Genomic DNA, 25,869 nt, shown 5'->3' with positions numbered 1-25,869 from the left:
CGGGGTGCCGCAGCGACCGTAACAACCCCCCAGGGGAGCCGCCAAGGCGGTCGGCTCCCCCACGTCGAAGACAGTTCGGAGGAAGGCATGACCATTCGGGTGGCGATCAACGGCTTCGGCCGCATCGGCCGTGGCGTTCTGCGTGCGATCGTCGAGTCGGGCCGTACCGACATCCAGGTCGTCGGGATCAACGATCTCGCGCCTGCCGAGACCAACGCCCATCTGTTCAAGTACGATTCGGTCCATGGCCGTTTCAACGGCGAGGTCAAGGTCGAGGGTGACACCATCGACGTCGGCACCGGCCCGATCAAGGTGACCTCGGAACGCGACCCGGCCAAGCTGCCCTGGGCCGAGCTGAAGGTCGACGTGGCACTGGAGTGCACCGGCATCTTCACCAAGCGTGATGCCGCCGCGAAGCACCTGGAAGCCGGCGCCCGCAAGGTGCTGGTCTCGGCCCCGGCCGACAACGCCGACTACACCGTGGTCTTCGGTGTGAACGAGGACGGCCTGACGCCTGAGCACACCGTGGTGTCGAATGCCTCCTGCACCACCAACTGCCTGGCTCCGGTCGCCAAGGTGCTGAACGACACCATCGGCATCGAGCACGGCTACATGACCACGGTCCACGCCTATACCGGCGACCAGCCGGTGCTGGACGTGGCGCACAAGGACCTGCGCCGCGCCCGTGCCGCGGCACAGTCGATCATCCCGACCTCCACCGGCGCCGCCCGTGCGGTCGGCCTGGTGCTGCCCGAGCTGAAGGGCAAGCTGGACGGCGTCGCCGTGCGCGTGCCGACCCCGAACGTGTCGATGATCGACCTGACCGTCGTCGCCAAGCGCGCGACCACGGTCGACGAGGTCAATGCCGCGATGCGCGCCGCCGCCGAGGGCCCGATGAAGGGCGTTCTGGGCGTGGTCAGCGAGCCGCTGGTGTCGATCGACTTCAACCACGACCCGCATTCGTCGAGCTTCGACACCACCCAGACCGCGGTGATCGATGGCACGCTGGTGCGTGTTCTCTCGTGGTATGATAACGAGTGGGGCTTCTCGAACCGCATGGCCGACACGGCCGTGGCGCTCGGCAAGCTCTGATCTTGTCTGATGCGGGCCCCGCGCAACGATGCGCGGGGCCCGTTTCTTTAGATCGTCTTCAGATCGCCTCTCATACGGCCCTTCCCTCGCGAGAACGGAACGCTCCCCCATGCCCGCCAGCTTCAAGACCCTCGACCAGATCGACGTCGCCGGCAAGGTCGTCCTTGTCCGCCTGGACCTGAACGTGCCGATGAAGGACGGCGTCGTCACCGACGCAACCCGCATCGAGCGCCAGGCCCCGACGGTGCGCGCGCTGGCCGAACGCGGCGCCCGGGTGGTCGTGCTCTCGCATTTCGACCGGCCGAAGGGCAAGGTCGTGCCGTCGATGTCCCTGAAGCCGGTGGTGGACCCGCTCGCAGCCGCGATCGGCCGCCCGGTCGCCTTCGCCGAGGATTGCATCGGTGATGCCGCCGCCGCCGTGGTGGGCAGGCTTGCCGATGGCGAGGTCGCACTGCTTGAAAACCTGCGCTTCCATGCCGGGGAAGAAAAGAACGAAGCCGGCTTCGCCGATGCGCTGGCAAGCCTGGGCCAGATCTTCGTCTCCGACGCCTTCTCCTGCGCCCATCGCGCCCATGCCTCGACCGTGGGCCTGGCCGAGCGCCTGCCCACCGCCGCCGGCCTGTCGATGCAGGCCGAGCTTGAGGCCCTGGGTGCGGCGCTTGCCGAGCCGCAGCGCCCGGTGGCGGCCATCGTCGGCGGTGCCAAGGTCTCGACCAAGATCGACCTGCTGAACAATCTGGTCGCGCGGGTCGATGCGGTGATCATCGGCGGCGGCATGGCCAACACCTTCCTGCATGCCCAGGGCATCGCCGTCGGCAAGTCGCTGTGCGAGGCCGATCTGGCCGAAACCGCGCGCGGCATCCTGGCCAAGGCCCAGGCCGCCGGCTGCCGGGTGGTGCTGCCGGTCGATGCGGTGGTGGCGCGCGAGTTCAAGGCGGGGGCCGAAAACCGCACCGTCGATGTGAACGACGTCGCAGCCGACGAGATGATCCTGGATGTGGGGCCGAAGACCGTCGCCGAGGTCGAAGCCTGCCTTGCAGGCTCGAAGACCCTGCTCTGGAACGGCCCCTTCGGCGCCTTCGAGATCCAGCCCTTCGATGCCGCGACGGTGGCGGTTGCGAGGGCGGTCGAAAAGCTGACCAGCGCCGGCACGCTCGCCTCCATCGCCGGCGGCGGCGACACGGTGGCGGCACTGGCCCATGCCGGTGTGGTCGATGCACTCACCTATGTCTCCACCGCGGGCGGTGCCTTCCTCGAATATTGCGAGGGCAAGGAACTGCCGGGCGTCGCAGCGCTTTCCCGTTGACCAATGACGGTCGGTGCAGGCGGGGATGATCGCGTGGCAGCGGTGGCGGCCCTCGCCGACATCACCGCCCTCGCCGACGCCATCAGGGACGGTCGACGGGCGGTGCCCGCCGCCGTGACCACCCCGCCCGGGCTGCTCGCCGCGGGCGGGATCGGCTGGATCCGGGAGCTGGCCACAGCGCTGGCCGCCCGGCCCGAAACCGCCGGTTGCCGGCTGGTGGTCGACTGCGGCAGCGACGCAGCACGCGCCCATATGCTGGCCATCTCGGGGCTGGCCGATCCGGTGATCGAGACATCACCCGCCGTACTTATGGCGCTCTGCGCCGCAGCCGCCCCCGAAACCAGGGTACGAACGCCCCAAGACCCCCTTTGAGACGCCTTATGGGGGCCCCTGACACGAAGTTGTCGCGCCCCCCACCGTGGTCGGGTGATTGCAAATCACGCACGTCTCGGTTACAAGGCGCATCGGACGGGCATCCCCCGCGGCCGGTACTGCTTTTCAGCGCCGGACCAGGAGTTTACAGCAAAGGCGGCCGCCTCTGGCGCCGCCGGCGCATCAGCCAGGGAACGACGACCGGATGAAGATCACTCAGCGCGTGAAGCGGATCCTCGCCAATTACGAAGGCGAGAACCCGGGTGTGAAGGCGAACCTCGCCCGCATCCTGATGGAAGGCCGTCTGGGCGGCACCGGCCGTCTGGTCATCCTGCCGGTCGACCAGGGCTTCGAGCACGGTCCCGCGCGCAGCTTCGCCCCGAACCCGCCGGCCTACGACCCGCACTACCACTATCAGCTGGCGATCGATGCCGGCCTGTCGGCCTATGCCGCCCCGCTCGGCATGCTGGAAGCCGGTGCCGACACCTTCGCCGGCGCGATCCCGACCATCCTGAAGGTCAACAGCTCCAACAGCCTGGCGACCGAGAAGGACCAGGCCGTGACCGCGACCGTCGACGACGCGCTGCGCCTCGGCTGCTCGGCCATCGGCTTCACCATCTATCCGGGCTCGGAATACCAGTTCGAGATGATCGAGGAGCTGCGCGAGCTGACCCTCGAAGCGAAGTCGAAGGGCGTCGCCGTCGTCGTCTGGTCGTATCCGCGTGGCGGCATGCTGTCGAAGAAGGGTGAGACCGCCCTCGACGTCTGCGCCTACGCCGCCCACCATGCGGCCCTGCTCGGCGCCAACATCATCAAGGTGAAGCCGCCGACCGCCGATCTTGAGCAGGACGAGGCCAAGAAGGTCTACGAGAAGTACGACATCGCCCGCTCGACGCTGGCGGAGCGCATTTCGCACGTCATGCAGGCCTCGTTCGCCGGCCGCCGCATCGTGGTGTTCTCGGGCGGCAACGCCAAGGGCACCGACGAGCTGATGGACGAGATCCGGCAGCTGCGCGACGGTGGTGCCAACGGCTCGATCATCGGCCGCAACACCTTCCAGCGCCCGCGTGAGGAGGCCCTCGCCCTGCTCGACCAGATCATCAAGATCTATCAGGGCAAGGCGTGAGCGCGTCCCGCGATTGCCGCCTCTATCTGCTGACGCCGCCGGCCTTCGCGCCGGCGGCGTTCGCGGATACGCTTGCCCGCGCGCTCGACGGCGGTGACGTCGCCTGCCTGCAGATCCGTCTGAAGGATGCGGCCGACGATGACGTCCGGCGCGCGGTGGAGCGGCTGCTGCCGGTGGCCCAGCCGCGCGGTGTTGCCGTGCTGGTCAACGACCGGCCCGACATCGCCGCCGAAATGGGGGCCGACGGCGCCCATATCGGCCAGGACGACATGGACCAGGCCAAGGCCCGCAGGATCCTGGGACCCAACGCCATTCTGGGCGTCTCCGCCTATGCCTCGCGCCACCGCGCCATGGTCGCGGCCGAGGAAGGTGCGGATTACGTCGCCTTCGGCGCCTTCTTCCCCTCCACCACCAAGACCCCGCCGGCGACCGCCGGGCTGGACCTGCTGGACTGGTGGCAGGAGCTGATGGAAGTGCCCTGCGTCGCCATCGGCGGCATCACGGTCGCCAACTGCGCGCCCCTGGTCCGTGCCGGTGCCGATTTCCTGGCGGTTACCGCCGGGGTGTGGAATTACGAGGCCGGCCCCGCCCAGGCGGTTGCCGACTTCAACCGCGAGATCGCGCGGGCCCTCGAAGACGAAGGCCCCGTCCCCGACCGGGGCTGACGGCCCGAGGGTCCCCCTCCGCGGCAGCGGCCGCGTGGACCCGCGGCTTTCCGTCAGCCCCCGAGACGCGGGGCGGCGGCGATTTCACGGGATGGCGGCGCCTCTTCATCTTTGCCCCCTTTCCGACCAGCGCCATCCCGAAGACCCGTCCCGAGCCCACTGCCCCGGCAGACTGTCCGGCAGCGCAGAGGGGCCGGAAACGAAGGACCGCAGGCCATGAAGATCAACGGCAACGCCATCCGCCCGGGCATGATCATCGAGCATCAGAACCGGCTCTGGGTCGCCCGTCGCACCATGCACACCCAGCCCGGCAAGGGCGGTGCGTATCTGCAGGTGGAACTGAAGGACATCCGCACCGGCACCAAGCTGAACGAGCGCTTCCGCGCCTCGGAAGCCGTGGAGCGCGTGCGGCTGGACGAGAAGGAATACCAGTACCTCTACGCCGACGGCGACATGCTGACCCTGATGGATCAGGAGACCTACGAGCAGATCAACGTGCCCCGGGAACTGGCCGGCGATGCCGCGGTTTTCCTGCAGGACGGCATGACCGTCACCGTCTCGTCCTACGAGGAAGAGCCGCTGTCGGTGGAACTGCCCGAGTCGGTCATCCTGGAGGTCACCGAGACCGAGCCGACCGTGAAGGGCCAGACCGCCGCGGCGTCGTACAAGCCGGCCCTGCTTGAGAACGGCGTGCGCATCATGGTGCCGCCGCATATCGAGACCGGCACCCGCGTGGTGGTGATGACCGCCGACCAGACCTATCTGGAGCGCGCGAAGGACTGACCTGCGGCTTCCGCAGTTCCGTCCCGCGCCCCGTTCGGGCATGATGCGCCCCCGCAGGCGGTCCCACGCCGGCGGGGGCGCTTCGTCCCTGTGCGATGGCGCCCGCCGCCGTCGCCTCTGCCCCGTTCTTTCTGTTCGTCCGACGACCTCGTGCCCGGGAGTTGCCACCGATGGCCATCCGTTCCCCCATCCTCAATGTCATGATCGGTGCCGCCCAGAAGGCCGCCCGCGGCCTGATCCGCGATTTCGGCGAGGTCGAGAACCTCCAGGTGTCCCGCAAGGGCCCCGCCGATTTCGTGTCCAGCGCCGATCTGAAGTCCGAGAAGGTGCTGCGCGCCGAACTCGCCAAGGCCCGCCCCGATTTCGGCTTCCTGATGGAGGAAGGCGGCGAGGTGAAGGGCTCGGGCGACGGCCCGTCGCATCGCTGGATCATCGATCCGCTCGACGGCACCCATAACTTTCTGCACGGCATTCCGCATTTCGCCGTGACCGTGGCGCTGGAGCGCGAAGGCGAGATCATCGCCGGCGTGACCTATGACCCGCTGCGCGACGAGATGTTCTCGGCCGAAAAGGGCTATGGTGCCTTCGTCAACGACCGCCGCATCCGCGTCGCCGCCCGCCGGCAGCTGATCGACTGCGTGATCGCCACCGGCATTCCGCGCGCCGACAAGCCCAATCACGCCGAATACCTGAAGATGCTGGCCGGCATGATGAAGAACACCGGCGGCATCCGCCGCTTCGGATCGGCCGCGCTGGACCTCGCCTATGTCGCGGCCGGCCGCTTCGATGCCTTCTTCGAGCTGGATCTGCAGCCCTGGGACATGGCGGCCGGCGTGATCCTGGTCCGCGAGGCCGGCGGTTTCGTCAGCGACCTGACCGGCGGTGACGGCATGCTGACCAGCGGCAATGTGATCGCCGGCAACACCACCATCCATGGCCAGACCCACAAGGTGCTGAGCACCATGCTGGCGAAGCGCCCCAGCCGCCCGGGCGAAGCCGCCGCCAAGGCGTAAGACCCGGCCATCCTGCGGCCAGCAGGCGCAGCCATACCCGCCGGGCTTGCCGCTGCTTCGGCGGGTGGGCTATGGTTGGACGGGTCGGCGCGCCCCGGCGCACCGGCCGGTCCTGCCGTGCGGCCGCATGACGGCCGCAGGCGATCAGCCATCAGGATGCCATGACGCCCGCGTCGACGCCGACATCCACCGCCCGGCAGTGCAGCCCCCCCCGGCCCCATGGCCGGGGCGTTTGCGTGGCGCATGCGCCCCGCCATCCGGCTGCCCACCGCCTGGCCCGCCACGCCCTGGTCATCGCAATGACCGGTCTGGCAGCCCTGGTGCCGCTGGCGGCAGCGACGTCAGGCGTCGCCGCCGCACAGCACGCCGTGTCGCACGCCCCCCTCTCCATTCCCTTCGAGACCGGCAGCGCCGAGATCCCGGCTTCCGGGCGGCGCGCGATCGAGGATTTCGCCGGCGGGCTGCCCGACCGGACACGCGTGCTGGTGGACGCCTATGCGACCGCCGCCGCCGATGCGCCGCCCCATGCCGCGCGGCGGCTGGCGCTCGACCGGGCGCTGGCGGTGCGCGAGATCCTGTCGGGCGCCGGGATCGGCCCGACACGTATCGAGTTGAAGGTACACGGCGCCGCCCCCGACGGCCCCGCCGACCGGGTCGATCTCGACATCCGGGGGGCGGGATGAGCGGCGTTGGACTTCCGGGCCGGCCGCCGCCGTCCCTCGACGACATATTCCCCTGCCCGCAGGTCGGCATCGTCCGGCCGCATGCCAGACACCGATCGAAGAGCAAGGGTTGATCCGCATGGCCCGCCCGACGACCGATACCCTGACCCGCCCCCAGCGCTATCTGGTGCGGATGATCATCTTCCTCGTCCTGGCGCTGGCCGTGGCCGCCCTGCTTGGACCGACACTCATCGACGCCTTCATGACCAATCCGGTCCTGAACGCGCTGATCATCGGCACCGCGGTGCTGGGCTGCGCCTACACGCTGCGCAATGTCTGGCGGCTGAACGGCGAAGTCGCCTGGCTGGAAGGCTTCCGCCAGAACCGGCCGGGGATGGCGGCGACGCCCACGCCCGATCTGCTGGCGCCGATCGCGGGCATGATGTCGCAGACCCGCGAGGACGCGAAGCTCTCGCCGCTCGCCACCCGCTCGCTGCTCGACAGCCTGGGCTCGCGGCTGGATGAGAGCCGTGAAATCAGCCGCTACATCATCGGCCTGCTGATCTTTCTGGGCCTGCTCGGCACCTTCTGGGGGCTGATCCAGACCATCACCGCGGTCGCGGCCGTGATCGGCAATCTCTCGGTCGGCACCGGCGATGTCGGGCGGCTGTTCGACGACCTGAAAGCCGGTCTGGAAGCGCCGCTGGCCGGTATGGGCACGGCCTTCTCGTCCTCGCTCTTCGGCCTTGCAAGCTCTCTGGTCCTGGGCTTCCTGGACCTTCAGGCCGGCCAGGCCCAGAGCCGGTTCTTCAACGAAGTCGAGGAATGGTTCTCGCGTCTCACCAAACTCGGCGGCGGTGCCGGGGCGATCGAGATCGAGGGCGCACCCGGCGCCGGTGCCTATCTGGCGGCGCTGGTCGAACAGACCGCCGAGAACCTCTCGGATCTGAAGCGCACCCTGCAGCGCTCTGAAGAGGTCCGCCGGCAGGGCGACGAGAACCTGAAGGCGCTGACCGAACGGCTGGCAACCCTCACCGATCAGATGCGCGTCGAACAGACCGTGCTGGTGAAGATGGCCGAGCAGCAGAAGGATCTGAAACCCCTGCTCGCCGCTCTGGTGGAGGCGCAGAACCGCGACGACGGCTTCGACGAGGCCAGCCGCGCGCATCTGCGCAATGTCGACATCCTGCTCTCGCGGATGGTCGAGGACATCCCCCAGGGCCGGCAGCAGGCGGTGGAGGACATCCGCTCCGAGGTCCGCCTGCTCGCCCGCACCATCGCAGCCCTCGCCGCCGAAGACGACGCACGGCGCTGAGCCGGGCGCCGTCTTCGTCAGCTCCTACCGGCATCCCCGCGGATGCCCCGTCAGCGTTCCAAGGATCGACGCTCATGCGCCGTTATCGCCGCAAACAGGGCGGCAGCGACATCTGGCCCGGCTTCGTCGACGCGTTGTCGTCGCTGCTGCTGGTCATCATCTTCCTGCTTGTGGTCTTCATGCTGGCCCAGTTCTATCTGAGCCAGGCCCTGTCGGGCCGCGAGGAGAAGCTGGACCAGCTGACGCGGCAGCTCAATGAGATCACGGAGCTTCTGAACCTGGAGCGGGCCGGTGCGGATGAGCTGCGCACCACACTCGACCGGGTCTCCAGCGACCTCGAACGCTCTACCGCCGAGCGCGACAGCCTGGCGGCGCGGGTGTCCGAGGCCGACCAGCGGATTACCGCCCTTGAACAGGCGTTGAACGAGGCCGCCCAGACCCAGCAGGCCACCGAGGCCGAGCGGGCGCGGATCGCGACGGCGCTGGAAAGTGCCGAGACCGACAAGCGCAGCCTGAACGAACGTCTGGCGGAGCTTGAAGAGCGGCTGCGCATCCTGGACGAGCGGCTGGTGGCGAGCGAACAGACCGCAGACCAGCGGGCGCTGGCGCTGCAGAGCGCCGGCGACCAGCTGGCCGACGCGAAATCGGCCATCGAGGCCCAGGCATCGAGCGTCGACGCTGCACTCGATCGCGCCGACCGGCAGAAGCAGCGCGCCGATGCCGCCGAAGCCCGGGTCGCCGACATGGCGGCGCAGCTGGAGCGGCTGAACCAGGAGCTGGCGCGGCTTGCGGGCCTGCTGGATGAAAGCCGCAAGCGCAGCGAGGAACAGCAGGCGACCATCGCCGATCTGGGCCGGCAGCTGAACCAGGCGCTGGCGGCCAAGGTCGAGGAACTGGCCCGCTACCGGTCGGAGTTCTTCGGCCGGCTGCGCGAAGTGCTGGGCGGACGCGACGATATCCAGATCGTCGGCGACCGCTTCGTCTTCCAGTCGGAGGTGCTGTTCGACAGCGGCTCTGCCGATGTCACCGGCCCGGGCCGCGCCCAGCTCGCCCGGCTGGCGGAAGCGCTCAACCAGATCGCCGGCGAGATTCCGGAGGACATCAACTGGGTGCTGCAGGTTGATGGCCATACCGACATCCGGCCGATCTCCACCCCCGCCTTCGCCTCCAACTGGGAGCTGTCGGCGGCCCGCGCGATCTCGGTGGTCAAGTTCCTGATTTCGCAGGGTGTGCCGCCCTGGCGGCTGTCGGCGGCCGGCTATGGCGAGTTTCATCCGATCGACACGGCCGAGACCCAGGAGGCCTATCGCCGCAACCGCCGCATCGAGCTGAAGCTGACCAACAAGTAAGGCGATTCCGCCGGGCCCGGCGTTATTCGGCTGGACGGGTTGCCCTGTCCATGGTATGTCGCAGCCTCGAATTTTCCGCGAGGAGGCATCGCCATGAAGCAGGGCATCCATCCGGATTACCACGAGATCACCGTGGTGATGACCGACGGCACCACCTTCCAGACCCGTTCGACCTATGGCAAGGCTGGCGACACGCTGCAGCTTGACGTCGACATCAAGACCCATCCGGTTTGGACCGGCGGCACCGTCCGTCTGTCCGAGAAGGCCGGTCAGGTCGCGAAGTTCAAGAAGCGTTTCGCGAACTTCGGCATCTGAACGACCGCCGGGCGGCCAGCGCCGCCCTCCGGAGCGTCCTCGCGCAAACCCGGCATTCGTCCCCATCCAGGGGCTCGGATGCCGGGTTTGCGCGTTGAGAGGGTAAGCTCCCGAAGGCGCTGCCGACCCTCTTGAACGGGCTGCGGGCCTTCTTACATCATGGTCGTGCCGGGGCCGGAGCGTCGGACCGGCACCGACCGACCACCACCCTGTGCGGCCCCGAAGCGGGCGCATGAACGGATGCAGCGGCGTCGGTCGATCCACACATTGCTCGTCTATCGGAGGATGTGACCCATGGCTGGTCTCCTGCAGTTTGCCCCCGCGTTCCGTGCGACCCGCGGCTTCGATCCCTTCCGCACCCCGCTCTTCGATCTGGTCGATCGTCTGGCCGACGGCCGCGCCGACGGCGTGAACATCGCCCGCACCGGCGAAGACACGTTCCGCATCGAACTCGCCGTTCCGGGCTTTGCCGAGAGCGAGATCGAGATCACCGTCGATGATCGCGTGCTCACCGTGAAGGGCACCAGGCCTGCCGAGGCGGCTGAAGAGGGTGTCACCTACCTGACCCGTGGCTTCGCGCCTGCTTCGTTCGAACGCCGCTTCACCCTGGCCGAGCATGTCGAGGTGGCCGCGGCCGATCTCGCCGCCGGTGTGCTGACCGTGTCGCTGATCCGCAAGCTCCCCGAGGAGCGTCAGCCGAAGCGCATCGCCATCGGTGCCGCCGGCAACGCGTGAGCATCGGTAGGGCCCGAACATCGGTAAGGCCCGAACATCGGTAAGGCCTGAACATCGACAAGGCGCAAGCGTCGGGGCATAACGCTCCGACCCTCTGACACCGACACATCAAAAGGCGGGAGCCGCGCCCAACGGCCCCCGCCCTCGCCTGCCAGAAAGCCCCCGCCACCGGCGGGGGCTTTTTGCGTTCAGGCTCCGGCGACGCCTCATTGCAGCCGCCACTCCTCCCGTCGTACAGACCAAGCGCGAGCCGGCAAGGAATATCATACCACGCTCGTTTTACGTGAGCATCGTGATCACCCACAGACTTTGTGGCACCCCATGGGTTTTCAAACCGGCCCTGATGTGATACATACAGATCACGCATAGATTTCCGGGCATGACATGAAGTCAGCCCGGACATAACCGGCGGCCCATCCGTCCAACGGCGCACACGTCGTCTGGATACTCGTGGTCGGCGCCCATAGGCCCGTTCCGAACGGCTATGCGCATCTCTGATGCGATTGTCACCCGATGGTCAGGCGATACCCGCTCGACTGTCCGGGGCCTTTTTTGTCTGGTGTCATCCGTGATGCCCGGCATCGGCGCCGCACTCATCGCACCCCGATGGGCAGCCCGATCAGATCGACGGAGCATGAGCGACAACAGCGAAAAGATCGTCGTCCAGGGGCTGACCAAGGTTTTCGGGCCCCACCCGTCCCAGGCGTTGAAACGCATCGCCCGGGGAGAAAGTTCCGCCGCCATTCATGAAGCCACGGGGAACACCGTGGCGGTCCGTGAGGTGGACTTCACGGTCCGCGCGGGCGAGATCTTCGTGATCATGGGGCTGTCCGGTTCGGGCAAGAGCACCCTGGTGCGGATGCTGAACCGGCTGATCGACCCGACCGACGGCAGGGTGCTGATCGACGGGGTCGATGTGACGGCCATGGATACCAAGGCGCTGCGCGACCTGCGCCGCCGGGATATCGCCATGGTGTTCCAGAGTTTCGCGCTGATGCCGCACCTCACCGCGCTCGACAACGCTGCCTTCGGGCTGGATGTCGCCGGTATGAAAGTGTCGGAGCGCCGCGACCGCGCCCGTGCCGCTCTTGAAAAGGTAGGGCTGGGTCATCTGGCCGACCGCTATCCGAACGAGCTGTCGGGTGGTCAGCAGCAGCGTGTCGGCCTTGCCCGGGCGCTGGCCCAGAACCCGACCGTCCTGCTGATGGACGAGGCCTTCTCGGCCCTCGACCCGCTGATCCGCAGCGAGATGCAGGACGAGCTGATCCGCCTCCAGGAAGAAGAAAGCCGGACCATCGTCTTCATCAGCCATGATCTGGACGAGGCGATGCGCATCGGCGACCGGATCGCGATCATGGAAGGCGGCCGCATGATCCAGGTCGGCACGCCCGACGAGATCCTGCGCGACCCGGCCGATGATTATGTCCGCGCCTTCTTCCGCGGCGTCGACGTGGCCCAGGTTTATACCGCCGCCGATGTCGCCCGCCGCGAAGGTCTGACGGTGGTCAATCTTCAGGAAAGCCACCTGCGGGCGGCGCTGGAGCGCATCCGCCGCGCCGAACGCGACTTCGCCGTGGTCCACGACCGCCGCCGCCATTTCCGCGGCGTCATCTCGGTCGAAAGTCTGGAAGCCGCGATCGCCGAGCGCGACCGCAAGCATGGCGACAAGCCCGTCGACCACGAGGCCGTGATCCGTGCCGCCTATCTGCCCGATCCGGTGACGGTGCCGGCCGATGCGGCACTGTCCGACATCCTGGGACCCGTCGCCACTGCCCCCTATCCGGTGCCGGTGATCGATGCCGAGGGCGTCTATCGCGGCGTCGTCAGCCGTCGGGCGCTGCTGAATGCGCTGGATCGCGGCAGCGACGACCAGCCGGCGGCCGCAGCCGCCTCGGCAACCGGCAGCGGGGAGGCCGCGTGATGAACGATCTTGGATTCACCCTTCCGATCGGCGATGGCGTCGAGGCGGTGGTCGACTTCCTGCTCGACAACTTCTCCCCCGCCTTCGACGCGATCGCCGATGTGGTCGAAAGCGTGGTCTCGGCCTTCGCCGGCGTGCTTGCCTTCATCCCCTGGTGGTTGATGGTGATCGCACTCACCGGCATCGCCCTCTGGCGTGTCAGCCGCGGCTTTGCGGTCTTCGTCCTGATAGCCCTGCTGGCCCTGGTCGGTATGGACCTTTGGGATGCGACCATGCGCAGCCTGTCGCTGGTGATCGCCTCCACATTGCTCAGCCTCGCGATCGGCCTGCCGCTCGGCATCGCCGCCGCCCGCTCGGACAAGGTGGAAACCGCCATCCGGCCGGTGCTGGACCTGATGCAGACCATGCCGCCCTTCGTCTATCTGATCCCGGCGGTGATGTTTTTCGGCCTGGGCCAGGTGCCCGGCGCCATCGCCACGGTGATCTTCTCGATGCCGCCGGCGGTGCGTCTCACCAATCTCGGCATCCGCCAGGTGCCGGCCGAAATGGTCGAGGCCGGCCGCGCCTTCGGCTGCAGCAGCGGCCAGCTGCTGGTGAAGGTCCAGCTGCCCAGCGCCCTGCCGTCGATCATGGCCGGCGTGAACCAGACCATCATGCTGGCCCTGTCGATGGTGGTCATCGCCTCGATGATCGGTGCCGGCGGCCTCGGCAACGAGGTGCTGCGCGGCATCCAGCGGCTGGATATCGGGCTGGGCTTCGAGGCCGGGCTGGGCGTGGTGGTCCTGGCCATCGTGCTCGACCGTCTGACCCAGAGCTTCGGCCGGAGCCGCGGGCGCAAGCGCTGACGCCGGCGCCCCCGTCCCGCCCCCCACCAACGCCTTCCTCAAGTCACCTGCACCCGAAACCATTTCCGAGGAGATCGACATGAGCTTCATCCCGAAGCGTGCCCTCACGGCCCTCGCCGCCACCGCCCTGGTCGGCACGATGGCCACCTCTGCCATGGCCGCCGAGGAGAAGAAGATCAACATCGGCTGGACCGCCTGGTCCGATGCCGAGACGGTCACCAAGATGGCGGCCAAGGTCATGGAAGACCGCCTGGGCTATGACGTCGAGCTGACCCTCGCCGACATCGCACCCCAGTATCAGGGCGTCGAGAAGGGCGATCTGGACCTGATGATGATGGCCTGGCTGCCCGACACCCATGCCGATTACTACGAGAAGGTCGCCGGCAAGGTGATCGATCTCGGCCCGATGTATACCGGTGCCAAGCTCGGCTGGGTCGTGCCCAACTACATCCCCGAGGATCAGGTCAAGACCATTGCCGACCTGAAGAAGCCCGAGGTGGCCGAGAAGCTGGACAACAAGATCCAGGGCATCGACCCCGGCGCCGGGCTGATGCGCCTGTCGGACGAGGCGATCAAGGCCTATGGCCTGGATTACGAACTGGTCTCGGCCTCGGGTGCGGCGATGACGGCGGCGCTCGACCGCGCGATCAAGCGCGACGAGTGGATCGTCGTCACCGGCTGGAGCCCGCACTGGATGTTCGGCGCCTATGATCTGCGCTATCTGGACGATCCCGAGGGCGCCCTCGGCGGTTCGGAGCGCGTCCATGCCATCGCGCGCACGGGCCTGGATCGCGAGCATCCGGAACTCTTCGCCTTCCTGACCCGCTTCTCGCTGCCGCTGGAAGAGCTGCAGGCGGTGATGGCCGAGGCCGAGAAGACGTCCTATGAGGATGCAGTCGCGAAGTACATCGAAGAGCATCCGGCCCGCGTGAACTACTGGGTCACCGGCGAGATCAAGGGCTGATCCCGCAGGATCGTCCGCATGATCAAGGCCGCCGCCGGGCAACCGGCGGCGGCCTTTTCGTTTGAAGGCGTCTCCGATATTCTACCTGAACGTTTGCAACCGGGAGGCAGACATGCGACGTGGATGGAAGGCGGGCATCTTCGCAGCCGGACTGGCCGTCCCCGGTATCGCGGCAGCCGGGCCCGCCCTGCTGCCGGGAGAGGCCGGGCAGACCGCGGAAGAAGCCCGCGCCATGGCCGACCGGGCCGTCGCCTATTTCGAGGCCCATGGCCGCGCCGCAGGCCTCGCCGAAGTGAATCGCGGGCCGGTCCGGTTCGACGATCGTGATCTCTATGTCTTCGTCTACGATCTGAACGGCACCTGCCGCGCCCATGCCCGAAGGCCGGGCCAGACCGGCATCAATCTCCGCCGGATCAGCGATGGCGACGGCAACCGCTTCATCGAAGACTGGATCCGCATTGCCCGCTCCCCCGAAGGTCAAGGCTGGTCCCATTACAGCTATGCCCATGAGGCAAGCGGCCGGGTGCTGCCCAAACAGGCCTGGATCCGCCGCTATGACGACCTGCTGATCGGCGTGTCGGCCTTCATCTATCCCGAAGGCTGACACGACCGCGACATTTCGCCGCAGATGCAGCCGTGGCGCCGCACGGGCATTCTGGCCGGATGACCCGTCACCGCAGGCCCCTGCATCACCGCCGCCCGCTCGCCGCCTGGGCGCTTGCCCTGGCGCTGCTGCTGCGTGCGCTGCTGCCGGCGGGCGTGATGCCCGATCTGTCGGCCGCGGCCCAGGGCCGCTTCGATCTGGTCACCTGCCTTGGGCTGCGCTTCGATCCGCCGGCGGATGACGGCGGCGATGGCGGTGCCGACGACCGGCGCGGATCGGTCTGCGACTTCGCCATGGTGGCCGTGCCCGACCTGCCGCCGGCACCGGCGGGCCCCGCCCTGCCCATGGCCCTGCCGGCCATCGACCACCCGGCGGCTCCTGCTGCCGTGGCACCGGTGCCGGCCCGGGCCGGCCCGCCGCTCGGCGCCCATGCGCCCCCTTTCCGTCCGCTCCCTGCCTGATCACAGGATCCCCACGGACCGGACCGGATAGAGACATCATGACCGTCACCACCTCCGCCGCCACGGCGGCGCGGCCGGCAAGCCTTGCCGGCACGCTTTATCGCGCGCTCTGGCGCTGGCATTTCTTCGCCGGCCTGCTGGCCTTGCCCTTCCTGCTGCTGCTGGCTTCGACCGGCGCCATCTATCTCTACAAGGATACGTTCGACCGGCTGATCGACGGCCATATGCTGGTGCTGGACCAGCCGGTCGCACCGGGCCAGACCACCCTGCCGCCCTCGGAGCTGATCGCGGCCGCAGAGGCAGCCCGGCCGGATGCCCGGCCGGTTTCGTATCTTGCCCCCGCCGCCGCCGACCGCAGCGCCGGTATCGGCATGAAGACGGCCGACGGCACGGCGCTCACCGTGTTCCTGGACCCGCGCACCGGCCGGATTCTGGGCGACCGCGCCGATCTGGCCGCCCCGATGATGGTGGTGCGCCGGCTGCACAGCCTGATCATCGCCGGCCAGGTGCCAAATCTGCTGATCGAGATTACCGGCGGCTGGACGGTGTCGCTGATCCTGACGGGGATCTGGCTGTGGTGGCCGCGGGGACGAAAGCCCGAGGGCCGGCAGCTCGACGGCGTGCTGCGCATCCGCACCGCTTCCCGGCGGCGGCCCGGCCCGGCCGGGCGGGTGTTCTGGCGCGACCTGCACGCGGTGACCGGCATCGTGGTGGCGCCGGTGATCCTGTTCCTGGCGGTCTCGGGCATGACCTGGAGCCAGGTCTGGGGACCGGCCGTCCGGTCGACGGCGACCGATGCCGGGCTCGGCTATCCGCTGGGGGTCTGGCAGGCAGTGCCGGCCAGCCCCGTGCCGACCTCGGCGCTGGGCGAAACCGCCTGGACGCTGGAAGATGCCCCCCTGCCGCTTTCACCCGCCACGGGCAGTGCCGCCCCCGATATCGGCATCGATCGCGCCCGCATGATCGTCGAAACCCTGGGCATCGCCCCCGGCTACAAGCTGGCCCTGCCCCAGGCGCCGGACGGGGTCTATACCGCTATGGTCTTCCCGCATGATCTCGCCCGACAGCGGATCATCCACCTGAACCGCTGGACCGGCGAAACGCTGATCGATGCCTCTTACGCCGATTACGGCCCGGTCGCCCGCGCCACCGAATGGGGCGTCAACGTTCATATGGGCCAGGAATGGGGTGCCCTGAACCGGCTGGTGCTGCTGCTCGCCTGCCTCGCCCTGATCGTGATGTGCGGGGCCGCCCCGGTGATGTGGTGGAAGCGCCGCCCCAAGGGCCGGCTCGGGGCCCCGCGTCAGGCGGATGGCCGCAGTCAGGCGCAGGCGGCGGCACTGATGGCGGTGCCGGCGATCCTCTTCCCGGTGATGGGGGCCACAATGCTCGCGGCCCTGCTCCTCGAAACGATCATTTTTCTCAGCCGTCGCAGGGGTCTGTAGTCGGTCCCTCGCCGGGCGGGCGTGTCCCACGCCCTTGGCCGCCGCCTCAATGGCGGCTTGGGACGCCCTCACAGGCGTCCCTGATCCTCATCCGGCGGGTTCCGGCTCGCCCGCCTTGCGATAGGCGAAGGTCTCGTCGAAGCGCGACAGGATATACGCGCCCGAGGTGACGGTGGGGTAGCGCGCCGGACGCTCCGGAGTGGTGCAGGTGTCCAGCACCTCGATCGGCGTGTCGTAATCGGGGCCGAAGAAGAACGGGATCGAATAGCGCTCGCGGCCCGATCGGTTGATGGCGCGGTGGATGGTCGAGGCGAAGACGTCGTTGGTCCATCGCGCCATCTGGTCGCCGACATTGATGATGAAGGTGCCCGGAATCGGCGGTGCCTCGATCCATTCGCCCGCGCCGTTCAGCACCTGCAGGGCCGATACCCCCTCCATCTGGTTCAGGATGGTGAAGCACTCGTAATCCGAATGGGCGCCGATGCCGATCTGACGCTCGTCGATCGGCCCCTGCTGGGGCGGATAGTGGACCACGCGCAGCTGTGCCATGGGCTTGCGGATCAGGGGTTCGAAGTGATCCTCGGCCAGGCCCAGCGCCAGTGCGAAGCCGCGAAAGATCCGCCGACCCAGCTGGTAGACGGCGTCGTAATACCCCTCCATCGCCGGGCGGAACCCATCCAGCTCCGGCCAGACATTGGGGCCGTACATGGTCTTGCCGGCCAGCACGTCGGCATCATCGGCCGGCACTTCCAGCGCCATGTCGAAAGCCTCGTGCAGATCACCCTTCGCGGTCGGGTCGGTGTTTTCTTCCAGCAGCGGCACATAGCCGCGATGGTTCTTCGACTTGCGGATATGGATGCGCATCTTCTCGTCCATCGGCAGGGCGAAGAAGTCGCGCGCGGCCCCGTAGGTGCCGGCGATCACCGCCGGATCGACGCCGTGATTGCGGACATAGAAGAAGCCGACCCGGGTGCAGGCATCGCGCACCGCATCGCCTACCGCCATGCACTCGGCGGGTGTGGACGCAGGGTCGACCAGCGCCCCGAAATCGATCACCGGGATTTCGGTGAAGGCGAGGCTGCGGGCATCGAGCCCGCTGTCGACGAGTTCGCGCGGCCCGTTGCCGGTCTGAACCACGGCCATGATCTGTCGTCTCCGTTCGGCATGTCGGTGGGGGGATATGGTCCGCCGCGGTGTCAGCAAGAAGCGGACCAGCCGCAGAAGCCATGCCACCGCAGGCGGCGCCGGCGGAAAATCCCGACCGGATGGTCAAAATTTAGCCAGGATTGAAATTCCTGTGCGGAAATTGTGCACACGATGTGATGTGTCCGGCCGAAGCGTCCCGCATTCCGGGGCCGGCAGGCTGCGGCACGGGGATTGCTAAGACCGTGCCGACACCCCTGACCCTGTTCCGAGGACCGCACCCGGATGTCTCTTTCGCGCTTCGCCCGCCGGCTCGGCATCGCCGGCTTCGCCGCCCTGATCGCCGCCACCTCGCTCACCATGGCCCCGCAGGCCCATGCCGCCGACGAGGCGCTGCGCGTCGCGGCCGTGCTGCCCGGCAGCATCCGCGACCAGGCCTGGAACCAGAGCGCCTATGACGGGCTGATGAAGGCCAAGGAGACCATGGGCATCGACGTCGCCTATGCCGAAGGTGTCGCCGAACCCGACCAGCTGTCGGCGATGCGCGATTTCGCCCGGCGCGGCTACGGCATCGTCATCGGCCATGGCGGCGAGTTCCAGGATCCGGCCGACCGGCTGGCCAAACAGTTCAAGGACACGCTGTTCGTGGTCTCGTCGGGGGCGAGCGCCGGCGGCAATGTCGCGACGATCAATTTCGACTACCGTCAGCTCGGCTATGTGCTGGGCTATATGGCGGCCAAGGTGTCGAAGACCGGCACCATCGGCTGGCTGGGCGCCACCGAGATCAAGTTCTCGACCGAACTGGTCGAGGGCTATACCAAGGGCGCCGAGGCCGGCAAGCCGGGCACCAAAGTCCTGGTCACCTATATGGGCGACTGGAACGACGTGGCGAAGGGCAAGGAGGCCGCTTCGGCCCAGATCTCGCAGGGCGCGGACGTGCTGTTCCCGACCATGGACCTTGCGTCGAACGGGGCGCTGACCGCGGCGAAGGAAGCGGGCGTGAAGGCCTTCGGCATCTATTACGACGCCATCGTCGACTGGCCCGACACCGTGATCCAGTCGGTGATCATGGATGTGAATGCCGCGCTGGTGCACTTCCTGGAAGACGCCAAGGCCGGCAAGGCCGGCGGCAAAGACTATGTCTACGGCCTCGCGACCTCTGACGCCGCGCGCTTCGGCAGCTTCCACGCGGCCGTGCCGGCCGGGGTGAAGGCCGAGGTCGAGGCGCTGATCGCCGATCTGGCGGCGGGCAGGAAGCAGATCTGACCGCCGGCCTCTGCCGCTCCGCCGCTCCTCCCCCGCCAACCACCCCGGATACCGCCCCATGCCGCGCCTCACGCTCGACGGCATCGCCAAGAGCTTCGGCGGTGTGCCCGCCCTCGACGGCATCACCCTCGACATCGCCCCCGGCACCGTGCATGCGGTGCTGGGGGAAAACGGCGCCGGCAAGTCGACGCTGATGAACATCCTGTCCGGCCTCTACCGTCCCGATGCCGGCCAGGTGGCACTCGACGGCCGGCCGGTGCCGCCGGGTGATCCGAAACGGGCACTGGATCTGGGCTTCGGCATGATCCACCAGCACCTCACCCTGGTCGACCGTTTCACCGGCGCCGAGAATGTGGCGCTGGCCACCGGCGGCCGGCTGGATCGCGGCCTCGGCCGCGCCCGGGCGGAAGCCGCAGCCCTTGCGGCAGAGCTGGGGTTCACCGTCGATCTGGATGCCAGGGTGGAAGACATGCCGCCCGGCATGCGCCAGCGGGTCGAGATCCTGAAGGTTCTGGTCCGCGGCGCCCGGATCGTGGTGCTGGACGAGCCGACCAGCGTGCTGACCCCGGCAGAGGCCCTGGGGCTGATGGCGGCCCTCCGCCGGCTGGCCGCCGCCGGCCGCACGGTGTTGCTGGTCACCCACAAACTGGCCGAGGTCTTTGCCGCGGCCGACGACGTCACCGTGCTCCGCCGCGGCCGGCTGGTCGCCACCCTGCCGATCGGCCGGGTGGACGCCGACGGTCTGGCGGCGCTGATGGTGGGGGCCGACGAGGCCGGTACGGCCGCGGCCGCCGCGCCCTCGACGATCGACAGCCGGGCGATCCCGGTTCTGGAAGTCGCCGGTCTCGACATCGACGACGATGCCGGCCGGCCGGCGGTACGCGGGGTCTCGTTCCGGATTGCACCGGGCGAGGTGCTGGGCATCGCCGGTGTCGACGGCAACGGCCAGGCCGAACTGGCCGAGGCGCTGGCGGGGCTGCGCCGGCCGGGTGCGGGCGATGTGCTGGTCGACGGCGCAACCGTCACCCCCGGCCGCGCGCGCGAGCGGTTGACCCGCCACCGGGTCGCCTATGTCCCGCGCGACCGCCACCATACCGGGCTGGTGCTGGACATGGACGGCGCCCGCAATCTGATTCTGCGCGATGTCGACCGGCCACCGGTGCGCCGCCGCTTCGGCATCATCGATCGGGCGCTTGCCACCCGCCGGCTGACGCAGGCGATCACCGACTTCGATATCCGTGGCGCCGCCCATGGCCCGGCGCGCGCGCTTTCGGGCGGCAATCAGCAGAAGCTGGTTCTGGCCCGGGAACTGGGCCACGCGCCGCGGCTCCTGATTGCCGAGCAGCCGACCAAAGGTCTCGACGTCGCCGCCACCGCTTTCGTCCAGCGCAAGGTGCTGGACCTGGCCCGGACCGGCGCCGCGGTGCTCTATATTTCGACCGAGCTTGACGAGTTGCGAGCGGTCGCCGACCGGATCGCCGTGATGAGCGGCGGCCGGATCACCGGCATCGTGTCACGTGCCGAGGCCGACCCGCAGACCCTGGGACGGCTGATGGGCGGCGGCACCGCCCCCTCTGCCGACGACACCCGCACCGGAGACGCCGCATGATGTCTGCCCGCCTTCTCAAAGGGGCCGCCGTGCCGGTCGGCGCGGTGGTGCTCGCCCTGGCCGTGGGCGCGCTGCTGGTGGCGGCCACCGGCGGTGACCCCGTCGATCTGGGCACCCAGATCGTCGACCGGGTGCTGCTCGACTATTGGGGCCTGTCGGACCTGCTGTCGCGGATGTCGCCCCTGCTGCTGGCCGGCATCGCGGTGGCGATCCCGCTCCGCGCGGGGCTCTACAATGTCGGTGCCGAAGGCCAGATCTATATGGGCGGCCTGTTCGCGACCGTCGTGGCGCTGAACCTGCCCGCAGGCGTGCCGATGCCGGTGGCGCTGCTGGCGGCCAGCCTGGCCGGTGCCCTGGGTGGGGCGCTCTGGGCCGGCATCGCCGGTGTGCTCAAGGCCCGGCGCGGCATCGACGAGGTGGTGACCACGCTGCTGATGAACTATGTGGCGCTCAACCTGGTCAGCTATGCGGCAAGCGGGCCGCTGAAGGCCCCGGGTGCCCCCTACCCCTATTCGCCCGAAATCCCCGAAGCGAGCTTCCTGCCGCTGCTGATGGCCGATACCGAGGCCCATCTGGGGGTGATCGTGGGCCTTCTGGTCGCCGTGCTCGCCCGTTTCGCCCTTGGCCGCACCGCCTGGGGGTATGGGGTAGAGGTGGCGGGCAAATCGCCCGGTGCCGCCACCTATGCCGGCATCGCCGTCGGCCGGACGACCGTGATCGCCTTCGCGCTGGGCGGCGCCGCAGCCGGCCTTGCCGGCGCCTTCGAGGTGATCGGCCTCAAGCACCGGCTCTATGCCAATTTCGCCGCCGGCTATGGCTATGACGGGCTGGTGGTCGCCTTCCTGGCGGCAGGTGATCCCGTCTGGTCGGTGATCTCGGCCGCCTTCATGGCGCTGCTGCGCACCGCGGCCACGACGCTGAAAAGCGCCGGCCTGGACGCCACGGCGGTCACCATCGTTCAGGGGCTGATCGTGCTTTTCGCGGCGTCGGGCCTCGCCCTTCAGCGCTACGGCGCCTTCGACCGGCTGCTGGCCCGCAGACGCAGAGCCGCAATCCCCACGGCCGGCAGCGGAGCGGTGTCATGATCGACATGCTGACCGATCCCGCCGCCCTGGGCGAGCTTTTCGCCACCATGCTGCGCCTGTCGGTGCCCCTGGTCTTCGCGGCACTGGGCGGCGTGTTCTCGGAACGTGCCGGCGTGGTGAACATCAGCCTGGAAGGCTCTATGATCCTGGGTGCCTTCGGGGCCGCCTGGGGCGCCATCGCCGGCGGCTCCGCCGGCTGGGGGGTGGTGACCGGGGCGCTTGCGGGCGGCATGCTGGGGGCCGCCTTCGGGATCGCGACCATCTATGCCGGGGCCAACCAGATCGTCGCCGGCATCGGCGCCAATCTCGCCGGGCTGGGGCTTGCCGCTTTCCTGCACCGGCTGACCGCCGCGGGCCGCGCGGCGGAAAACCGGGTGCCGGGCTTCGGCGACCTTACCATTCCGGGGCTCGCCGATATTCCCGTCATCGGCAAGGCCCTGTTCTCGACCGATCCGATGACCTGGGCCGCCATCCTGGCGGTGCCGCTCGCAGCCCTGGTCCTGGCCCGCACGGGCATCGGCCTCAGGCTGAAGGCGGTGGGCGAAAACCCGCGCGCCGCCGACGTCGCCGGGCTGCCGGTCCGTCTTTACCGTCTGTGTGCCGTCATTGCCTGCGGCATGCTGGCGGGGCTGGGCGGCGCGGTGCTGGTGCTTTCTCAGGTCTTCCTGTTCACCGAGGGCATGACCGCGGGCAAAGGCTTCATCGCCGTCGCCGCGGTGATCCTGGGGCGCTGGTCGCCGGTGGGTGCCGCCCTCGCCTGCCTGCTCTTCGGCCTGTCGGATGCCATCCAGCTCCGGCTGCAATTCGCCAATGGCGACGTGCCCTATCAGCTCTTCGTGGTGCTGCCTTATCTGGCGGCCATTCTCACCCTGGTCGGGCTGGTCGGCCGCAGCCGCCCGCCCCAGGGCTCGGGCAGTTTCTATCGACGGGAGAGCCGCTGACCCCATGGATGGCCTGATCCCACCGGGCAACCCCGACCACCGCCCCCGCCGCCACCGGGCCTCGGACGAGCGGATCGACCGCATCCTGACCGCGGCGGTGGCGGTGTTCTCGCGCGTCGGGCTCGACGGGGCACGGATAGAGGCCATCGCCCGCGAGGCGGGGATGTCGAAGACCAACCTGCTCTACTACTTCCCGACCAAGGAACGGCTCTATACCGAGGCGCTGGACCGGGTGCTCGACCGCTGGCTGGTGCCGCTGCGCGACATGGATGTCGAAGACGACCCGGTGGCCGCCATTCGCGGCTACATTGCCGAAAAGCTCGACTGGTCGCGCCGGGACCCTGCGGCCTCCAGGCTCTTCGCCATGGAGATGCTGCGCGGAGCCCCCCTGCTCAAACCCCTGCTCGACGGCGCGCTGCGCGACCTGGTCGACGAAAAGAGCGACATCATCCGGGGCTGGATCGCCGCCGGCCGCCTGGCCCCGGTCGACCCGCGCCACCTGATCTTCGCGATCTGGGCCACCACCCAGCACTATGCCGATTTCGCGGTCCAGGTAGAGGCGGTCTCGGGCCACACCCTCGACGACCCCGCCTTCGCCGACGCCACCACCGACGCCCTCACCCGGCTTCTGCTCGACGGGCTGCGGCCGCGGGCGTAAGGCCCCCCCTGCTTCAGACCACCGGGCTGATCACCCCAACCGCGCGGCGGAGCACGGCCAGAACCGGTTCAGGCTTTTCGTGCAGCATCATGTGGCCGACGCCGTCGAGGCCGGTGACCTCGGCATGGCGAAAGGCGGCGGCGAGGGCGCGGCCCTGTTTGGCCCGGGTCATCCTGTCGGCCTCGCCCACCACCACATCGACCGGCACGGCGATGGCGGCGGCGAGGTCGAGCGCGCTGCCGAAAGCGTTGCAGGCGGTGAGGTCGGCATGGAGCACGCCCGCCGGCGCATCGGCGGCATTGGCGCGGGCCTCGGCGCAATGCGGGCCGTCGGGAATGCCGTAGGACCATTTGTCCATCATCGCCTGGGCGGCGGCCGGGTCGTTCAGGGTCTGCTGCAGCAGCGCATCGTTCACCGCCATCAGATCGGCCGGCGCCAGAAGAACCAGGCGGTCCACCGCCACTGCGTCATCGCCGCGGAGCAGCAGCGCCGTCTCCATGGCGATCAGGGTGCCCATGCTGTGGCCGACCAGAACGGCACGGCGGATACCGGCCGCCTTCAGTGCCGCCACGATCCAGGCGGCACTGTCGGAGATGCGGGTGAAGGCCTCCCCCTCGCTGCCCTGGCGGCCCGGCAGATCGAAGGCGATCACGGGCGTGGTGATCGCGGCATCGTCGAAAACCGGGCGCCAGAAGCGGCGGTCGAGACCGGCGCCGTGCAGCAGCACCAGCACCGGTGCGTCACCGGTGGCCGGATCGCCCTTCACCCGGGCGGTGGCCGGACGGCCATGCACCATGTAGACGCGCGGATCGGTGGCGGAGGGGATCTCGGTCATCGGGGGCGTTTCCTCGGCTGGTTCTTGTTTGTGATGATGAAAGGCAGGGTCAGCGGGCAGTCCAGGCGCCGTCGACCGGCAGCGAGATGCCGGTGATGTTGTCGGCCGCCGCGCTGCACAGGAAGACCGCCACGCCGCCCAGCTGTTCCGGGGTGGTGAAGCGCAGCGTCGGCTGTTTCTCGGCCAGCAGGTCGCGGCTGGCTTCCTCGATCGAGATGCCGTGCTCCTGCGACTTGGCCTCGATCTGGCGCTCGACCAGCGGCGTGCGCACCCAGCCCGGGCAGATCGCATTGCAGGTGACGCCGGTCTCGGCGGTCTCGAGCGCGGTCACCTTGGTCAGGCCGACGATGCCGTGCTTGGCCGCAACATAGGCAGATTTCTCGGCCGAGCCGACCAGGCCATGGGCCGAGGCGATGTTCAGGATCCGGCCCCAGCCCTTCGCCTTCATGCCCGGCAGCGCCAGCCGGCTGGTGTGGAAGGCGGAGGACAGGTTGATCGCAATGATCCGGTCCCACTGCCCGACCGGGAAATCCTCGATCTTCGCCACATGCTGGATGCCGGCATTGTTGACCAGGATGTCGATCCCGTTCGGGGCCGCATTGGCGAACAGCGCCTCGATCTCGGCGGGCTTGCTCATATCGGCACCGTCATAGACGACCTTCACCCCGGCCTCGGCCTGGATCTCGGCCACCAGCGCCTCGATCTGCGCTGCGTCGCCGAAACCGTTCAGGACCAGATCGGCGCCGGCCAAGGCCAGCGCGCGGGCGATGGCCAGCCCGATACCGCTGGTCGACCCGGTGACGAGCGCGGTCTTACCCTTGAGACTCATGACGAAACGGCTCCTCTGAACTCTGACGGCGCCGCCGCCCCCGGAAGCCCTTCCGGAGGATCCCGCAGCGCCGTCGCAGTCTAGCCCCGCCCGGCCCGCCCCCGCCAGCGTCAAGGCCGCGCCTGCCTGCCGCAGCGCAACATGATCAGATGCATACCTTCGTAGTGCATCAATTCTCAAACCATGTTTAAAGTGATCAAAATATCAAGAAACTAGACAAAAGATTTCTTACATTGCGCTAAATTTATAATCAGCTTGCGCGCCGATAATATTCAGTTAACCATTCACGGCAAAGGGGCGGCATCCGGGGGCATCTCCGGGAATGAACGACACGCCCCGATGGCATGCACCCCGCCACGATGACGATGGCGGGGGCTGCAGGTGGACCGGCTGCCACTTCTGCCCAACGGAGCGGCCGGCCACGTCAGGCGGCGATCCGGCCCGGAACAGGCCGGACCGCTCAGGGAGGAGAAGACCCTTATGACCACGACCCGCCACGGTACCGGCCTGTCCGTCCGCAGACATGCCCG

26 protein-coding genes are annotated in these 25,869 nt (G+C 68.6%); 23 read left to right on the top strand and 3 right to left on the bottom strand.

Annotation, left to right across the window (positions count from 1 at the left end; all coding sequences use genetic code 11):
* Window positions 1–87: 87 nt before the first annotated feature.
* From gap to P7L68_RS12280, 18 genes are all read left to right on the top strand, one after another.
* Window positions 88–1,092 carry a type I glyceraldehyde-3-phosphate dehydrogenase gene (gene gap, locus P7L68_RS12365; RefSeq protein WP_372005759.1) on the top strand — a complete coding sequence of 335 codons (1,005 nt, stop codon included), beginning with the start codon at window positions 88–90 and terminating at the stop codon, window positions 1,090–1,092.
* A 109-nt stretch (window positions 1,093–1,201) separates the two neighbouring features.
* The gene (pgk, locus tag P7L68_RS12360) at window positions 1,202–2,398 is read left to right on the top strand and encodes a phosphoglycerate kinase (protein WP_372005757.1); all 1,197 of its coding nucleotides are present in this window, start codon (window positions 1,202–1,204) and stop codon (window positions 2,396–2,398) included.
* A gap of 33 nt (window positions 2,399–2,431) precedes the next feature.
* A complete protein-coding gene (locus P7L68_RS12355; protein WP_372005754.1) occupies window positions 2,432–2,770 on the top strand; it encodes a hypothetical protein in 339 nt (112 codons plus the stop codon).
* 205 nt (window positions 2,771–2,975) lie between these two features.
* The gene (locus P7L68_RS12350; protein WP_372005752.1) at window positions 2,976–3,896 is read left to right on the top strand and encodes a class I fructose-bisphosphate aldolase; all 921 of its coding nucleotides are present in this window, start codon (window positions 2,976–2,978) and stop codon (window positions 3,894–3,896) included.
* Window positions 3,893–4,561: a thiamine phosphate synthase gene (gene thiE, locus P7L68_RS12345; protein ID WP_372005750.1), complete on the top strand. Its 669-nt coding sequence runs from the start codon at window positions 3,893–3,895 to the stop codon at window positions 4,559–4,561. Before P7L68_RS12350 ends, thiE begins: the two co-directional genes overlap by 4 nt.
* A gap of 216 nt (window positions 4,562–4,777) precedes the next feature.
* The gene (gene efp / locus P7L68_RS12340) at window positions 4,778–5,344 is read left to right on the top strand and encodes an elongation factor P (RefSeq protein ID WP_372005748.1); all 567 of its coding nucleotides are present in this window, start codon (window positions 4,778–4,780) and stop codon (window positions 5,342–5,344) included.
* 170 nt (window positions 5,345–5,514) lie between these two features.
* On the top strand, window positions 5,515–6,357 hold the full coding sequence (locus tag P7L68_RS12335) for an inositol monophosphatase family protein (protein ID WP_372005745.1): 843 nt from the start codon (window positions 5,515–5,517) through the stop codon (window positions 6,355–6,357).
* A 236-nt stretch (window positions 6,358–6,593) separates the two neighbouring features.
* The gene (locus P7L68_RS12330) at window positions 6,594–7,040 is read left to right on the top strand and encodes an OmpA family protein (RefSeq protein WP_372005742.1); all 447 of its coding nucleotides are present in this window, start codon (window positions 6,594–6,596) and stop codon (window positions 7,038–7,040) included.
* Window positions 7,041–7,158: 118 nt separating this feature from the next.
* Complete coding sequence (locus P7L68_RS12325) at window positions 7,159–8,334, top strand: flagellar motor protein MotA (protein ID WP_372005739.1); 1,176 nt, start codon at window positions 7,159–7,161, stop codon at window positions 8,332–8,334.
* Window positions 8,335–8,408: 74 nt separating this feature from the next.
* Window positions 8,409–9,683, top strand: coding sequence for a peptidoglycan -binding protein (locus P7L68_RS12320; protein ID WP_372005736.1), 1,275 nt, complete (start codon window positions 8,409–8,411; stop codon window positions 9,681–9,683).
* A gap of 93 nt (window positions 9,684–9,776) precedes the next feature.
* Window positions 9,777–9,998 carry a 50S ribosomal protein L31 gene (rpmE, locus tag P7L68_RS12315; protein WP_372005734.1) on the top strand — a complete coding sequence of 74 codons (222 nt, stop codon included), beginning with the start codon at window positions 9,777–9,779 and terminating at the stop codon, window positions 9,996–9,998.
* A 294-nt stretch (window positions 9,999–10,292) separates the two neighbouring features.
* Entirely contained in the window at window positions 10,293–10,733 is a 441-nt protein-coding gene (locus P7L68_RS12310) for an Hsp20 family protein (protein ID WP_372005731.1), read from the top strand.
* A gap of 634 nt (window positions 10,734–11,367) precedes the next feature.
* Window positions 11,368–12,654: a glycine betaine/L-proline ABC transporter ATP-binding protein ProV gene (proV, locus tag P7L68_RS12305; RefSeq protein WP_372005729.1), complete on the top strand. Its 1,287-nt coding sequence runs from the start codon at window positions 11,368–11,370 to the stop codon at window positions 12,652–12,654.
* Window positions 12,654–13,499: an ABC transporter permease gene (locus tag P7L68_RS12300; RefSeq protein ID WP_372005726.1), complete on the top strand. Its 846-nt coding sequence runs from the start codon at window positions 12,654–12,656 to the stop codon at window positions 13,497–13,499. The genes proV and P7L68_RS12300 overlap by 1 nt, the downstream gene beginning before the upstream one ends.
* Before the next feature lie 79 nt (window positions 13,500–13,578).
* The gene (locus P7L68_RS12295) at window positions 13,579–14,463 is read left to right on the top strand and encodes a glycine betaine ABC transporter substrate-binding protein (protein ID WP_372005725.1); all 885 of its coding nucleotides are present in this window, start codon (window positions 13,579–13,581) and stop codon (window positions 14,461–14,463) included.
* A gap of 112 nt (window positions 14,464–14,575) precedes the next feature.
* The gene (locus P7L68_RS12290) at window positions 14,576–15,067 is read left to right on the top strand and encodes a cache domain-containing protein (protein WP_372005723.1); all 492 of its coding nucleotides are present in this window, start codon (window positions 14,576–14,578) and stop codon (window positions 15,065–15,067) included.
* 59 nt (window positions 15,068–15,126) lie between these two features.
* Window positions 15,127–15,528 (top strand): DUF2946 domain-containing protein, encoded by a 402-nt coding sequence (locus P7L68_RS12285; protein ID WP_372005720.1) that lies wholly within the window; start codon window positions 15,127–15,129, stop codon window positions 15,526–15,528.
* 38 nt (window positions 15,529–15,566) lie between these two features.
* Window positions 15,567–16,973, top strand: a complete 1,407-nt coding sequence (locus P7L68_RS12280; RefSeq protein WP_372005718.1) for a PepSY-associated TM helix domain-containing protein — start codon at window positions 15,567–15,569, stop codon at window positions 16,971–16,973.
* 87 nt (window positions 16,974–17,060) lie between these two features.
* Here P7L68_RS12280 and P7L68_RS12275 read toward each other — a convergent pair whose 3' ends face one another.
* Window positions 17,061–18,116, bottom strand: a complete 1,056-nt coding sequence (locus tag P7L68_RS12275) for an isopenicillin N synthase family dioxygenase (protein ID WP_372005715.1) — start codon at window positions 18,114–18,116, stop codon at window positions 17,061–17,063.
* Window positions 18,117–18,401: 285 nt separating this feature from the next.
* On the opposite strand from P7L68_RS12275, the gene P7L68_RS12270 reads away from it, so the two are divergent.
* Genes P7L68_RS12270 through rutR form a run of 5 tightly spaced genes read left to right on the top strand, consistent with a single transcriptional unit; the run spans window position 18,402 to window position 23,675 of the window.
* A complete protein-coding gene (locus tag P7L68_RS12270; RefSeq protein WP_372005713.1) occupies window positions 18,402–19,382 on the top strand; it encodes a BMP family protein in 981 nt (326 codons plus the stop codon).
* Window positions 19,383–19,440: 58 nt separating this feature from the next.
* Entirely contained in the window at window positions 19,441–20,991 is a 1,551-nt protein-coding gene (locus P7L68_RS12265; RefSeq protein ID WP_372005711.1) for an ABC transporter ATP-binding protein, read from the top strand.
* Window positions 20,988–22,076: an ABC transporter permease gene (locus P7L68_RS12260; protein WP_372005709.1), complete on the top strand. Its 1,089-nt coding sequence runs from the start codon at window positions 20,988–20,990 to the stop codon at window positions 22,074–22,076. The genes P7L68_RS12265 and P7L68_RS12260 overlap by 4 nt, the downstream gene beginning before the upstream one ends.
* Window positions 22,073–23,017 (top strand): ABC transporter permease, encoded by a 945-nt coding sequence (locus P7L68_RS12255; RefSeq protein ID WP_372005707.1) that lies wholly within the window; start codon window positions 22,073–22,075, stop codon window positions 23,015–23,017. The genes P7L68_RS12260 and P7L68_RS12255 overlap by 4 nt, the downstream gene beginning before the upstream one ends.
* A 4-nt stretch (window positions 23,018–23,021) precedes the next feature.
* Window positions 23,022–23,675, top strand: a complete 654-nt coding sequence (rutR, locus tag P7L68_RS12250) for an HTH-type transcriptional regulator RutR (protein WP_372005705.1) — start codon at window positions 23,022–23,024, stop codon at window positions 23,673–23,675.
* 13 nt (window positions 23,676–23,688) lie between these two features.
* Here rutR and P7L68_RS12245 read toward each other — a convergent pair whose 3' ends face one another.
* Window positions 23,689–24,510 (bottom strand): alpha/beta fold hydrolase, encoded by an 822-nt coding sequence (locus P7L68_RS12245; protein ID WP_372005703.1) that lies wholly within the window; start codon window positions 24,508–24,510, stop codon window positions 23,689–23,691.
* Window positions 24,511–24,559: 49 nt separating this feature from the next.
* Window positions 24,560–25,339, bottom strand: coding sequence for a 3-hydroxybutyrate dehydrogenase (locus P7L68_RS12240; RefSeq protein ID WP_372005701.1), 780 nt, complete (start codon window positions 25,337–25,339; stop codon window positions 24,560–24,562).
* Window positions 25,340–25,869: the final 530 nt, after the last annotated feature.

The sequence above is a fragment of the Tistrella mobilis genome, from assembly GCF_041468085.1.
Lineage (GTDB): Bacteria > Pseudomonadota > Alphaproteobacteria > Tistrellales > Tistrellaceae > Tistrella > Tistrella mobilis_A.
Note: the sequence above shows the minus strand (reverse complement) of the source record. Positions and strands in the feature narration are given on the sequence as shown.

Coding starts and splice junctions, on each gene's coding strand:
- gap (WP_372005759.1), top strand. CDS start 88: ATGACCATTCGGGTGGCGATCAACGGCTTCGGCCGCATCGGCCGTGGC.
- P7L68_RS12270 (WP_372005713.1), top strand. CDS start 18,402: ATGTCTCTTTCGCGCTTCGCCCGCCGGCTCGGCATCGCCGGCTTCGCC.
- P7L68_RS12325 (WP_372005739.1), top strand. CDS start 7,159: ATGGCCCGCCCGACGACCGATACCCTGACCCGCCCCCAGCGCTATCTG.
- P7L68_RS12300 (WP_372005726.1), top strand. CDS start 12,654: ATGAACGATCTTGGATTCACCCTTCCGATCGGCGATGGCGTCGAGGCG.
- P7L68_RS12260 (WP_372005709.1), top strand. CDS start 20,988: ATGATGTCTGCCCGCCTTCTCAAAGGGGCCGCCGTGCCGGTCGGCGCG.
- efp (WP_372005748.1), top strand. CDS start 4,778: ATGAAGATCAACGGCAACGCCATCCGCCCGGGCATGATCATCGAGCAT.
- P7L68_RS12295 (WP_372005725.1), top strand. CDS start 13,579: ATGAGCTTCATCCCGAAGCGTGCCCTCACGGCCCTCGCCGCCACCGCC.
- P7L68_RS12265 (WP_372005711.1), top strand. CDS start 19,441: ATGCCGCGCCTCACGCTCGACGGCATCGCCAAGAGCTTCGGCGGTGTG.
- proV (WP_372005729.1), top strand. CDS start 11,368: ATGAGCGACAACAGCGAAAAGATCGTCGTCCAGGGGCTGACCAAGGTT.
- P7L68_RS12285 (WP_372005720.1), top strand. CDS start 15,127: ATGACCCGTCACCGCAGGCCCCTGCATCACCGCCGCCCGCTCGCCGCC.
- P7L68_RS12310 (WP_372005731.1), top strand. CDS start 10,293: ATGGCTGGTCTCCTGCAGTTTGCCCCCGCGTTCCGTGCGACCCGCGGC.
- P7L68_RS12290 (WP_372005723.1), top strand. CDS start 14,576: ATGCGACGTGGATGGAAGGCGGGCATCTTCGCAGCCGGACTGGCCGTC.
- P7L68_RS12280 (WP_372005718.1), top strand. CDS start 15,567: ATGACCGTCACCACCTCCGCCGCCACGGCGGCGCGGCCGGCAAGCCTT.
- P7L68_RS12320 (WP_372005736.1), top strand. CDS start 8,409: ATGCGCCGTTATCGCCGCAAACAGGGCGGCAGCGACATCTGGCCCGGC.
- P7L68_RS12240 (WP_372005701.1), bottom strand. CDS start 25,339: ATGAGTCTCAAGGGTAAGACCGCGCTCGTCACCGGGTCGACCAGCGGT.
- P7L68_RS12255 (WP_372005707.1), top strand. CDS start 22,073: ATGATCGACATGCTGACCGATCCCGCCGCCCTGGGCGAGCTTTTCGCC.
- rpmE (WP_372005734.1), top strand. CDS start 9,777: ATGAAGCAGGGCATCCATCCGGATTACCACGAGATCACCGTGGTGATG.
- P7L68_RS12335 (WP_372005745.1), top strand. CDS start 5,515: ATGGCCATCCGTTCCCCCATCCTCAATGTCATGATCGGTGCCGCCCAG.
- P7L68_RS12275 (WP_372005715.1), bottom strand. CDS start 18,116: ATGGCCGTGGTTCAGACCGGCAACGGGCCGCGCGAACTCGTCGACAGC.
- rutR (WP_372005705.1), top strand. CDS start 23,022: ATGGATGGCCTGATCCCACCGGGCAACCCCGACCACCGCCCCCGCCGC.
- P7L68_RS12245 (WP_372005703.1), bottom strand. CDS start 24,510: ATGACCGAGATCCCCTCCGCCACCGATCCGCGCGTCTACATGGTGCAT.
- P7L68_RS12350 (WP_372005752.1), top strand. CDS start 2,976: ATGAAGATCACTCAGCGCGTGAAGCGGATCCTCGCCAATTACGAAGGC.
- pgk (WP_372005757.1), top strand. CDS start 1,202: ATGCCCGCCAGCTTCAAGACCCTCGACCAGATCGACGTCGCCGGCAAG.